Source organism: Sphingomonas ginsenosidimutans (assembly GCF_002374835.1).
GTDB lineage: Bacteria > Pseudomonadota > Alphaproteobacteria > Sphingomonadales > Sphingomonadaceae > Sphingomonas > Sphingomonas ginsenosidimutans.
Genome location: NZ_NWVD01000013.1, coordinates 43541 through 55295, shown reverse-complemented (window position 1 = coordinate 55295; position 11755 = coordinate 43541). Strand labels below are relative to the sequence as shown.

Annotated in this window: 12 protein-coding genes; 8 read left to right on the top strand and 4 right to left on the bottom strand. The window is 63.5% G+C overall.

The genetic code is table 11. From position 1 onward, the window contains the following. From COA17_RS20195 to COA17_RS17135, 7 genes are all read left to right on the top strand, one after another. Window positions 1-74, top strand: a 74-nt coding sequence (locus COA17_RS20195) for an ATP-binding protein (protein ID WP_217991017.1), incomplete at its 5' end; no start/stop codon positions are given. Window positions 75-242: 168 nt separating this feature from the next. Beyond that, entirely contained in the window at window positions 243-1403 is a 1161-nt protein-coding gene (locus tag COA17_RS17160) for a conjugal transfer protein TraH (RefSeq protein ID WP_245857914.1), read from the top strand. Between the two features lie 24 nt (window positions 1404-1427). Next, entirely contained in the window at window positions 1428-3872 is a 2445-nt protein-coding gene (locus COA17_RS17155; protein WP_245857912.1) for a conjugal transfer protein TraG N-terminal domain-containing protein, read from the top strand. 89 nt (window positions 3873-3961) lie between these two features. Then, window positions 3962-4414 (top strand): IS66-like element accessory protein TnpA, encoded by a 453-nt coding sequence (gene tnpA, locus COA17_RS17150; protein ID WP_231729992.1) that lies wholly within the window; start codon window positions 3962-3964, stop codon window positions 4412-4414. After that, entirely contained in the window at window positions 4411-4764 is a 354-nt protein-coding gene (gene tnpB / locus COA17_RS17145) for an IS66 family insertion sequence element accessory protein TnpB (protein ID WP_066760231.1), read from the top strand. The genes tnpA and tnpB overlap by 4 nt, the downstream gene beginning before the upstream one ends. 66 nt (window positions 4765-4830) lie before the next feature. Beyond that, window positions 4831-6468, top strand: a complete 1638-nt coding sequence (tnpC, locus tag COA17_RS17140) for an IS66 family transposase (protein ID WP_096614018.1) — start codon at window positions 4831-4833, stop codon at window positions 6466-6468. A gap of 513 nt (window positions 6469-6981) precedes the next feature. Beyond that, complete coding sequence (locus COA17_RS17135; protein ID WP_245857911.1) at window positions 6982-7689, top strand: M23 family metallopeptidase; 708 nt, start codon at window positions 6982-6984, stop codon at window positions 7687-7689. Here COA17_RS17135 and COA17_RS17130 read toward each other — a convergent pair. After that, window positions 7670-7930, bottom strand: coding sequence for a hypothetical protein (locus COA17_RS17130; RefSeq protein ID WP_056433121.1), 261 nt, complete (start codon window positions 7928-7930; stop codon window positions 7670-7672). The two genes, COA17_RS17135 and COA17_RS17130, sit on opposite strands and share 20 nt — an antisense overlap. Between COA17_RS17130 and COA17_RS17125 the strand changes: the two genes are divergently transcribed. Continuing rightward, entirely contained in the window at window positions 7929-8417 is a 489-nt protein-coding gene (locus COA17_RS17125; protein WP_236696960.1) for a hypothetical protein, read from the top strand. The genes COA17_RS17130 and COA17_RS17125 overlap by 2 nt on opposite strands. A 727-nt stretch (window positions 8418-9144) precedes the next feature. On the opposite strand, the gene COA17_RS17120 is transcribed toward COA17_RS17125, so the two are convergent. The 3 genes from COA17_RS17120 to COA17_RS17110 all read right to left on the bottom strand — a co-directional run bounded on the left by COA17_RS17120 (window position 9145) and on the right by COA17_RS17110 (window position 11754). Continuing rightward, complete coding sequence (locus COA17_RS17120) at window positions 9145-9774, bottom strand: TetR/AcrR family transcriptional regulator (protein ID WP_082442114.1); 630 nt, start codon at window positions 9772-9774, stop codon at window positions 9145-9147. 191 nt (window positions 9775-9965) lie between these two features. Continuing rightward, window positions 9966-10403, bottom strand: coding sequence for an acyl-CoA thioesterase (locus COA17_RS17115; RefSeq protein WP_056433095.1), 438 nt, complete (start codon window positions 10401-10403; stop codon window positions 9966-9968). Further along, window positions 10384-11754 (bottom strand): Dyp-type peroxidase, encoded by a 1371-nt coding sequence (locus tag COA17_RS17110; protein ID WP_056433092.1) that lies wholly within the window; start codon window positions 11752-11754, stop codon window positions 10384-10386. Before COA17_RS17110 ends, COA17_RS17115 begins: the two co-directional genes overlap by 20 nt. Window position 11755: the final 1 nt, after the last annotated feature.

The following is an 11755-nucleotide window of genomic DNA, read 5'->3' as shown; positions in this document are numbered from 1 at the left end:
TCGACCGCATTACCCACCACTGCGACATCGTCGAGACCGGCAACGACAGCTGGCGATTCAAGCACCGCAGCTGACGCGCGGGACCACCGGCAGAAGATGCTTCGCGCTGGTTGCGCCTCCGGTCGGGCTACGCCCGCCCTACGCCGCAACCAGCGCGAACGGCACGCCCGCCATACCCGTCACACCGCTCGACAAACGGGGTCCCTTTTGGACGCCGATAGGGGGTCCTTTTTGGACGCCGATTGACAGATCTGTTCGCCGGCAGCTTCAGCTTCATCAACGCCGACGAGATGGTCGCCACGTTGAAGGCGACAGCGAACAACGCAATCGGCTTCGCGTTCCAGCTCGCGATCGACAGCATCTCCGCGCAGATCGGCGGGGTGATGAAGGACATGAGCCAGCGCGTTCAGGCGCTCAACGCCTTCAACATGTCGAGCTGCGAGGCCGCGCAACAGGCGATCGGATCGATCTGGCCCAAGATGGACGGCGCTAGCTCCACCATCTGCCAGCAGGTGGGCGGCGCCAAAGGCTTCTTCTCGGATGCCGCGTCGGCCCGTCACGGCTGCACGAACAAGGGCGAGCGCGAGGACACGATCGCCAAGGCCGGCGACGCTGCCGAGCTGGTCCAGTCGAAGAATTATACCTGGTATGCGCTGAACGCGAAAAGCGCGACCAAGCCGTCGAAGGAATATGCCGAGTTCCTGATGACGATGGTCGGCACGATCATCTACGATTCCACCAAGAAGGCCGACAGCATGGGCGGCTTCCGCTTCATCGCTCCGGCAAGCTGGGACACGTACCAGGCTCTTCTCGACGGCACGGCATCGGCGCCGACCGATGTGTGGTCGTGTGACACGACGGATGAAAAGGGGTGCATCAGCCCGACGTCGACCAAGCTCAGCATCCCTACCGAAGTGGCGCTGCGCACCCGGGTGCTGAAGATGATGGATAGCATGAGCGCGAAGATCCGCTCAAACGCCGCGCTGTCCGGCGACGAGATCAACCTCCTCGGGATGACGTCGATCCCGCTCTACAAGATCCTGGTGGTCAACGAGGCGGCGCACATGGGGCTGGGCTCGGGCGACAAGGCGACCTTGTCCGAGATGGTGGCGATCGATATGCTCATCTCGATGCTCGACCGCATGCTCGACGTCATCTCGCAGTCGCAACAGGGTGCCGCCTACGTCTCCACCACGGAGTTCGAGACGTGGCGCAAGCAAGTCGACAACGTGAAGGCGGAGCTGGCGCGCCGGAGCACGAAGATGTCGGCCGACGTGCAGAACACCTACCGTGTCATCCAGCAAACGCAGTTCCTGGAATCGACGCTGAAGAACACCATGAGCCCGCAGATGACTGCCTCGCTTCGCTTCGGACGCGGTCTGAGCTCGCAGGGTCTCCGGTAAGCAGTAGGGCAGGGAGCGACAACGATGGGCGCGCTTGAAGTCTTCACGATCGGCGGGGGCGAGTTCATCGTCAACGTGCTGAACGCGGTCGCGGCGTGGTGCGGGGGCGGGGGCTACCGCTCAATGCTCCAGGTCGTGATGGTGATGGGGCTCACCTACTCGCTGTTCGTGGTCGCCTTCTCGTTGGACTGGCGTGCCTGGTTCAACTGGTTCCTGCAGTCGACCCTCATCTACATGATGCTGATGGTGCCGACGGTGACGATCAAGGTCACCGACCGGATCAACCCGGGGCTCGCGCCGGCCGTCGTCGACAACGTCCCGCTTGGTCTCGGCGTCATGGCATCTTTCACGAGCCAGGCCGGTGACTGGCTGACTCGGTCGGCCGAGACGGTCTTCGTCATGCCGAACGCGCTCGCCCTGTCGACCAACGGCATGATCTACGGCGCGCGGTTGATGGACAAGGCGCGTACCTTCGAGCTGACCAATAGCGTATTCCGCGCCAACATCGACGAGCACCTGAAGCAATGTACGTTCTACGACGTGCTGCTGGGCTTCAAATCGATGAACCAGCTGACGAAGTCCAACCAATTTTGGGAAGATATCGGGCCGGGGTCGCCGGCGCGCAGCCAACGCTGGATAACGTCAACCGGCACCGACACGACGGAAAATTCGATCATCCCGTGCAACGAAGCCTACACCCGGATGTCCAACCAGTGGAAAGCGGAGTACGACAACGACATCCCCTTCTTCGCCAAGAGCGCCTATCCAGGCGTTGTTGATGAGATCGCGGCACAGCGCCTGAAAGACGATCTGCCGATCGTCGCGAAGGAGATGCATGGATCCAGCGGCGACGCGTATAGCTATCTACGCCAGGTCTCGATGATCGACGCCTTCCTCGCGGCGCGCGAGAGCTTCTCCGAGGCCGGCTGGGACGCCTATGCGGCGCAGCGCGCTGACGCTCAGGCGAAGAACACCTACACCTCCATCGCGCAGCAGGCGATGACTTGGGTGCCGCTCCTTGGGATCGTCCTCACCGTCGTTTTCTACGCCATGTTCCCGGTGCTCTTCCCGCTGTTCCTGTTCCCCCGCACCGGCGTGCAGACGCTGAAGGGCTATGCGACCGGCTTCTTTTATCTCGCCTCCTGGGGGCCGCTCTACGTCATCCTGCACATGTTCGTGATGAGCAGGGCAGCAAGCCTCTACCACGCCGTGTCGCCAACCGGGCCGAGCCTGCTTGTGGTCGACGGAATGGCAAGCGTGAACGAGTCCATCACGACGCTGGCAGGCTTCTTGATGATGAGCGTGCCTTTCATTGCCGGCGGGATGGCCCGTGGCGCTATGGCAATCGCCGGGCACGCGACGTCGATGCTGCAGCCCGCTCAAAGCGCCGCGGAGCAGGCCGCAACCGAGCGGACGACAGGCAATTATTCATACGGGAACACGTCGTTCCAAAATCTCACGGCTAACAACACGCAAGCCAACAAGTTCGACGATCAGCCGAAGTTCAACTCGGGCTATGCCGTCAGCTCCTTCACGAACGCCGATGGCGGCGTGACGTACGGGTTCTCGGACGGGTCCAACGCCTTCGACACGTCGCAGGGGATCTCGCGCCTCGGGTTTACGCCAACGCGCACGGCCGGTTTCGATAGCCAGATGAGCAGGGCTCTATCGGACGGCCAATCTCATACGGACTCGTTGCGTAACACGGCTTCGCAGTCCTGGAATGCGACCGCTACGACGGCAACCGACTTGCTCAGCGCGGCTGAACGGCGTCGCGGGAGTTCGACTGAGACCGGCTCGGGGTTCAACAATAGCGTCGCTAAAATGACTGACGTATCCAGGGGTATGGCGAATGGTCTCACCAGCCGATTTGGCTTGAGTGAGGCGGACAGTCAGCTGGTTTCGCGCGCCACTCAAACTACTGGCGATGCAAATGCAGGCATTGAAGCACTTGCTAAGGTTTGGAAGAATAAGTTTGCTGACGTCAGTGCCAAGGGCGGCCTCGCTATGCGGCTTGCCTCGATAGCATCCGAAAATACCGGCCGAACAGTAAGCGGTGATCAAGCCCTCGGTGAGATGAAGGAATATCTCACAAGGGAGACTAATTCTACCCAGGCGAAGGCAGCACGGGACGACTTCTTCCGTGAGACAAGTTCGAGTGGCGACAGCGAAGTAAGATCGCTTTCGCAAAAGCTTGGGGTTAGCGTTGGTGAATCGCGGTCGGCTTCGCTCGAGGCGACTCGCGCGGAGGAGACGTTCCAGCGCGTCAGCAACGACGTTCGTGAAGCCTCCTCGAGGGGCTGGTCGCTCAGCCGTAACGAGACCCAGGAGTTCGTCACGTACGCGCAAGAGCGGTTGCTGCAGGATGACAACCTTTCGCAGTCTGGCTGGACGCCCGGCATGGTGATGCCGCGTACTCGGGAGCAGGAGCAGGTCCGAGACATCCTCCTTGGTAAGCGTCCGGTCTGACGCGTGTTGCTGGCGCGGCGCAGCTGCGCGAGGCGGTCGGCTCTCGGAGTGTCCTTTCGCACTCCGTAAGGAGAGTGCGGATGGGGCGCATGGAGGTCATCACGCGGGTTGAGCGCCGCCGGCGGTATTCGGACGAGGAGCGCGCGGCGGTGCTGGCGCAGTGTGATGAGCCCGGCGCCACGGTGGTCGGCGTGTCGCGCCGGCTGGGCATCTCGGCCAGTCTCATCCACGGCTGGCGTAAGACGCGCCGAGAGGCGGAGCGCATCGCCAGCGAACCGTTACAGTTCATCCCGTACGGCGTGGTTGCGGACGCTGCTCCGCCCGAACCGGTCGTGGCGCTCGCAATGCCAGTCGAGCGCAAGAGCGCCGCACCTGCCCGCGAGGCCACGCCAGCCCCTGACGACCTGGTCCGCCCGCATCCGGGCGGCCGGCCGGGTGGCATCGACATCGACTTGGCCAGCGGCGTTCGCCTGTCGGTCGACAGCTACGTCAACGAGAAGGCGCTGGCGCGCGTCCTGCGGGCCTTGAGGGAAGCGTCGTGATCTCACTGGCGCCCGGTACCAAGGTTTATCTCGCCAGCAAGCCGGTCAGCATGCGGCTGGGCTTCGACGGGCTGGCGGCGCTGGTGCGGCCGCTGTTCGCGGTCGAGCCCTATGCCGGCCACGTCTTCCTGTTCCGCAGCCGGAGCGGCAGCTACCTCAAGGCGCTGCACTGGGACGGCACCGGCCTGTGCCTGTTCGCCAAGCGGCTGGAGCGGCACCGCTTCGTCTGGCCACCGCTGGTCGAGGGCGGCGTGGTGCTGACGCCGGCGCAGTTCGCGCTGCTCATCGAGGCGATGGACTGGCGCCGCACCGTGGCCCCTCCGGCACCAAGACTGCCGGTGCAGATGTAGGTGTGAAAACCGCAGAAAAGCGTGGTTTGCGCTTGGGCGCGAGTCGCCCGTCTGGTACACAGAACCATGTCGCCGGGTGGGATAGACATACCGGAAAACCCTGACGACGTGCGGGCGCTGGTCGCCGCCATGCAGGCCCGGCTCGTGGCCTCGGAGCAGGCGCTGGAAGCCGAGCGCACCGCTCATCAGACCACCCGCGAACATCTCGACGCGGCCAAGAACGCGGTCAAGCTGACCACGCTTCAGATCGAGAAGCTCAAGCTCCAACTCGCGCGCTTGCGCCGCATGAAGTTCGGCCAGTCGTCCGAGCGGCTGACGCTGCTGGCCGACCAGCTCGAGCTGACGCTGGAGGACCTGGAAGCCGAGCACGCCCATGCCGCGTGCGTGGTCGCAGGTGATGTGTCGCCCGAGGTGCTTCAGGCACCCGGCCGCAAGCCTCGGCGCGAGCCGCTGCCCGCGCACCTGCCACGCCAGGAGGTCATCCACCCCGCACCGGAGGCGGACGGCTGCACCGCCTGCGGCGGCACCATGTCGGCGCTGGGCGAGGACGTGACCGAGGTGCTGGAATATGTGCCGGCTCGCTTCCAGGTCTTGCGGTACGTCCGCCCCAAACTTGCCTGCACGCGTTGCGACGCGATCTCCCAGGCATTGGCACCGGCGCTGCCGGTCCCGCGCGGGCGTGCCGGACCGGGACTGCTGGCGCACGTGGTCGTGTCCAAGTTCGCGGACCACCTGCCGCTCTACCGTCAGTCTCAGATCTACGCCCGCGAAGGCGTGGACCTCAGCCGCTCGACGCTGGCCGACTGGCTGGGCCAGGTCAGCTGGCTACTGCAGCCGCTGGTCGACCGCATTGCTACCCACGTCATGGCCAGTCCCAAGCTCCACGCCGACGACACGCCCGTCCCGGTGCTGGCGCCCGGCACCGGCAAGACCGCGACGGGGCGGCTGTGGGTGTACCTGCGCGACAACCGACGATGGCGGCCGAGCGACAAGCCGGCTGCTCTCTTCCGCTACAGCCCCGACCGCAAGGGCGAACGCCCGCGCGAGCATCTGAAGGCGTTCACCGGCTTCCTGCAGGCCGATGCCTATGCCGGGTTCGAGCGGCTCTACGACCCGGACCGCAAGCCTGGCCCCATCACACCCGTCGCCTGCTGGGCGCATGCCCGGCGCAAGCTCCACGACGTCTTCCAGGCCGACCCAAGCTCGGTTGCGGCCGAGGGGCTGCGCAAGATCCGCGACCTGTACGAGGTCGAGCGCGGCATTGTGCAGGACCCGCATGACGACCGCCGCAAGGCACGCAAGCTATCAAAGCTGACTGCGCTCGACTTCTTCGCCTGGGCCGACAATGTGCTGGGTCAGGTGTCCGCGCGCACGCCGTTGGCGGAGGCGCTGCGCTATGCGGTCCGGCTCAAGCCGGCGCTGCTCGCCTACACCGGAGATGGCCGGCTCGAGATCGACAACAATCTCGCCGAGAATGCGCTGCGCGGCATCGCCGTCGGCAGGAAGAATTGGATGTTCGCCGGTGCCGACTGCGGCGGGGAGCGCGCTGCCGCCATGTACAGCCTGCTCGAAACCGCCAAGCTCAACGGCGTCAACCCGCAGCACTGGCTCGCTGACGTGCTCCACCGCGTCGGGCAAGGTCACCCGATCAACCGGCTTGACGAGTTGCTGCCGTGGAACTGGACGCAGGCGACACCGGCGTAAATGCCTGATGTGGTAGAAGGCGGCTGCTAGCCGGCGTCACATTTCGTTCTCGGGATCCCAGTCTCGGATGGATCGCGCGATGGGCATTCCGAGGCTTTGCCCGTCCAGCCATTCAACATTCCGCCCGTCCATGTTCCGCGCGGCTAACCCTGTGACCCTTGGCGCCCTCAGGTCAGTCAATCTCATATCGGCAGAAGAAGCTCCCACCATCCTCTTCCGGTCTCAGAAAACGGCACTCGGCATCGCGTCCATCAACTTTGAACGTGCGCCGCACAATCACCTGATCGACCACTCGCAGCTCCCCTCGTCGAGATCGTAGCGCCCTTTCCCGCGGCTGTAATTAGGCAGACTGCCGGCCGACTGCTTCCCCGCCCGACGGAGGTGACCGGACGCTTACAGGTGCGGGACGAGCTCGGCGTCAGCGTTCCGGAGCATCTGCGTGGGACCTTGCATGGTCCCGCGTCGACGACTGCGGCTGGTGTTCGCCAGTGGGGCGGACATCGGGCTGCTAGTGTGGCTGCGCAGGGACCTGATGTATCTATCCGCGAGAGCTCACGTGATCACGATCTCGCGGGTGAGGTCTCGGACGCGATCCCGAACGCCTCGGCACGCATCACCCGTCAGGCCTTCGAAATTGGAAACCAGGTCGACGACGCTAAGGTTACGGCCGGACGCCTGGGCAACCACGTTCGGGAGCGGAATGACGCATGGATCCCGACGACTCTCCCCGGCGTCGAGGGAGCGCGTGATTGGGCGCGCGACACGCTGGGCATGGGCCAGGGAACAAGCCACGTTTACGAGCTACCGCAGGGAGAGCGGGCAACGCTGCCGATCTCCGGACGATTGAGCTCTAACATGGGGGGCCGCATAGACCCGGTGACCGGGCAACCGGGGCATCATCACCGCGGCGTCGATATCGCGGCAGCACTGGGCACTGAAATCCGTGCGCCAGCGTCCGGCCGAGTGGTGAAGAATGACTTTCAAGGAGGCGGTGCTGGGAACTACCTAGTGCTGCAGCATGGCGACGGATCGCAAAGCAAATACTTCCACATGCAGGACCGGTCGGCATTTCCGGTAGGTAGTAACGTTGAGGCGGGCTCAGTTCTTGGCCGGGTGGGAAGCACGGGTAAGTCGACCGGCCCGCACCTTCATTACGAGCTTTGGAAAGATGGCAGGCCAGTCGACCCCAAGCGGTTCCAGCTTAGGAATGCCCGGGAATAAGGAATAGGCCGATGAACATGACGATCAGCACGGCAGCAACGATCCAACGTGCGTGCGGCGACACCTCGTTTTTCACATCAGCGGTGCTGGATGGGTAAACCTCGTCGAGCAACTCTCTGCCGCGGGGGGTCGAGGGGTCGAAAAGATTGTCCGGATTGACCGAGAAGGACGAGGCGGGGAATGCTGGCCCTTGAGCCCGGCCGGCATCCCAGTCCATCTGACCAGTATCGTGGTTCAACATGGCCGCTCCTCCTGCACCGATCGGCTTAACCAGGCGCGATTTACGCTTGCAAAGCGTAGCAGACCGCATTGAACTAAGCGAGCGGCTTTCCGTGTTTGTTCTCTCCGACGTTGCAGGAAGCGCGATGACGGCGAAGGAGGCAGTAGAGGATCCTAGCGTCGCTGCTCGGTACGAGGAGCTACTGGCGACGCATTTAGGCTTTTACGAAGCGCTGCGACTGCGCGAGCGGCGCCCCAGGAGCGCTGCACAGCGCCAATTTCAGGACGTGGCTTGGGGGAGGGCCGAGCCGGCAAGCGAGCACGAGAAGGCCTATGTCTGGCATCTTCGACGGCGTCGGATCGCACCGTTCAATACAGGTACGCCATCGCAGCACATTGATGACGCCATGACTGGCTTTGAGCCTGGATCTCGACCGGTCAGCAGCGAGGCCGGAGTGAAGTGGGATAATGCCTGGCGTGAAATACGCGGCGGTCGAGAGTTCTGGTAAACGGTCTGCAAGCACAAACGTATGTTCCTGTGAGTTAGAGAAGACATATTCTTCGCCACATAGAAACGACACCGTCTGGTAGCAGCGGGGGCAGCGTGGAGCCATCCAAACAGCGCAGCGTTGCCCCCGCTGATGCGATCACCTCCCGGCTCCTGACCCCGGACCCGCTGCGCCAGCAGCGGGCTCGGTCACGCCCGGTTTCAGGCGGTCGGCCTTTCCCGAAACTCCAGGTCCGAGGCAGCATTTTGGGAAAAGGCAATCGGGAACATATTTCGGGAAAATGGCCCCGGGCGGTCAACTGCGCGCTGATAGGCGTACCGTCCTCCCGGCCGACCTTCCCAATCGGGAAGGCGTCGCAGCGGAAATCACTAATTCGGCATAACGACTGGTGTTTGGCGATCAGAACGTGCCACTGGTCGCGGGGCACAGGGGGGCTACAGATGCGCGCACTTATAATGGGATTGGTCTGCCTTTCGCTGGGAAGTGCAGCTATCGCGCGAGACCCGGCATTTGATCCGCGTGCCTGGAAGTCCAAGGTGGCCGGGGAGAAGACGCAGGTTTCGGTGCTGGGTTCGGTTCACCTCAAGAATCTGGGTGCGTTCAAGCCTGATGACCTGCTCCCCGGAAATCATGCCATTTGTAGGTTAGCTCGTCAGATGGAGACGAGCGATGCGGCGAGGCCGTTCTACCCTGCCAAGGCTATTGGCTATGGCAGTCACCACCGCGGTTACGAATCATGCCGTATGAAGAGCTTTGCCAAGGCCTTCATCCAATCCTCGCTGATAGGCTGATCTGACTCAGGAGCACGCAGCATGTTCTCCGCCCGACCGATCAGACATTGCAACAAAGCATGACGGAACGTCGCAAGATCGAGATTCGCTAGCGCGATCGCGGCTCCCGGATGTGCTAGCAAGGCATCAATTGCGCGCAGACCGACAGCATAGGTAGAGGTCCAGGCATCATGCCGCGCGTCCGGTAGTTCCGCCAGCACCGCTGCGATCGCCTGACGCTCCGCGCTGATCAAGAAGGCCAGGATACGCCTCCCGACGCTGCAGAATGCATCGCGAAAGTCTTCCGCATCCACGTCCTCATGAAGTCCGCTTTCTTCCAGTTCAAGCTTGCGCCGCAGAAGGCGCATCAAGAGATCACTGCGGCCATGAAAGCGTGTGTAGATCGTCTTCTTGCTGACAGCAGCCGCACGTGCGATCCGTTCGACCGAGAGTTCGCGGGCACCCTTTGCGAGCAGCAAGTCCCAAGTGGCGGCCAGGATCCGGTCTTCCAGACTGGCCGCCTCTTTGGCACTCGGCCGGCCTATCCGACCGCGTTGGCTTTTCGGCATTCTCTTTTCACCGACCATCGCGGCTCTTCCTTACATCGCTCCGAGCTTTGATCGGTCCCGGTCAGCGTCGGCGACGACCGCTCGAGCCGTTCCGACGATGCCCAGAGGCTGAGCATGATCGGCCGTGGCGCAGCTTGCTCGCGGGCTGCGCCGCACCATCCGACCCAAGCTGCTCGCCAGGGTTAACCGCCCCTCATAGGCCCGGCGTGTTACAGGCAGAACGGCTGCGCAAGGTCCGGAGTGATGCGGACGAGTTGACCCGAGCTCGCGTCGAGACAGCATAACGTCGAGTGCACCTCGGCGACCGTCTCGCCGTCCCTGCCGATATGCGTCGAGAACCATGCTCGCGACGCTGTGTGCTTGGTAATCTGAACCGTCGCGATGAGACTATCGCGGTGATAGGCCGGTTTTCGATAGAAGATCTCGTGACTAGCGACGATCCAGCGAAGCCGGTCGACATCTTCCTTCCTCGCCACCGCGCGCCAGTACGCGGTTATCGCCTGCTGCACCCACTGCAGGTACACAGCATTGTTGACGTGGCCCAGTTCGTCGATCGCGTCCGCCGAAACGGTGATGGCATGCCGATGCGAACGGTATTGCGAGCGCCCCTCAGGCCCGCTGGACGGATCAGTGCCAGCCTGCTTCACCGATCCACCGGAGCGCCGTCAGCGACGGCATGAAGAGATATTCGCCGCCCATCAGACGGTTGAAGGTGGTCACGCCGTTGACGCGCTTTCGCGCCGGCTCCTGCGGAATGGTGAAGGTCCCGGGCTCCTCGTGCAGCGCGACGATCGGGTCCTTTTCGGTGCCAAGATCGATGAAGTTGCCCCGGTTGATCCATTCCTGCTGGAGGAACTCGATCGTATCGTACGCCCGCGCGCTGATGAAGATGAAGAAGATGCCGCGATCGTCTTTCGCATCGTCGGCCGCCGTCACGTCCGGAGTCCACTTGGGGCCGAAGGTGGAAGAGCGCCGGATGATGCGGTGAATGTTGACGTCGGTCAGGATCGTCAACTGGCTGTCGCGCGGGTTCAGACGGCGCATGTGCGCTGAATGCGGACAGACCAGTCCCTTGGGATCTTCCGCGAAATTAAAGTCGTTGTTGCGTGATCGATCCGCCCCCAGCGCCTCGTCGTCATGATCCGGTGCCAGGATCAGCGGCGCGCCGCTGCGCCAGCGGCCGAACATCTTGGCCGCCAGCTTCTCCTGGTCGGCTTCGCTGTCGGCGTTTGCGCGGATGAAATCGTTGAAGGCGCCAACCGCGCTCTGATATTTGCGCAGGACCACGAACGATCCGTTGCGACCGAGCGGGGCCGGTTCGGGCATTGCGACTGGCGCGCCGGTCTCGCTGTTTTCGCCCAGGATGAACTCGCCCGCCGCGATCGCGCGCTCGTCGCCCCGCGGGTCCACCCCGCCGCCCGCCACTGTCGGCTGCGAGATGGAGTCGCGAAATCCGAAAGGGTTCTTGGCATCGGCATCCGCCCCGAAGCTGTGCGTGCCGACGAGCGTGACACCATGCGAGGCTTCCAACTCGGTCATGGCAACTTTGATCGCCTTTTCAAGCGCGTCTTCGTCGCGGGCATAGATCGTCAGCGCGATATGGCAGGTGCCGGGCCGAAAGGCATCTTCCCACCGGTCGGGTGCATTCTCGCCGAAGTCGCGCAGTTGCTCGGCTCGGGCGGCCATGCCCTTTTGAAACGGGAGGGGAAAGCTCTTCAGCGATGCCTCTGGCACGCCCAGCGCCTTCAGGCCGGCATGGCTGATCGCGACGCCGGTCCAAGCGTCCATGTCGTCCGTCCAATCGTCGGCCGCGGGGATATGCGGCGCGAGTCGGCGGACGAGGTCGCGACCGCCTTCCGCCTCATCGACGTGCAGCATCGCGTGCAAGCCGACATAGGGCTCGGGCCGCGATCGCAGGATCAGGGCCTGGATGTCGTCGAGCTGCAGCTTGACCCGCTCCCGGCTGAAGCGCGCCCTCAGGTCCGCCAGAACGCTCATG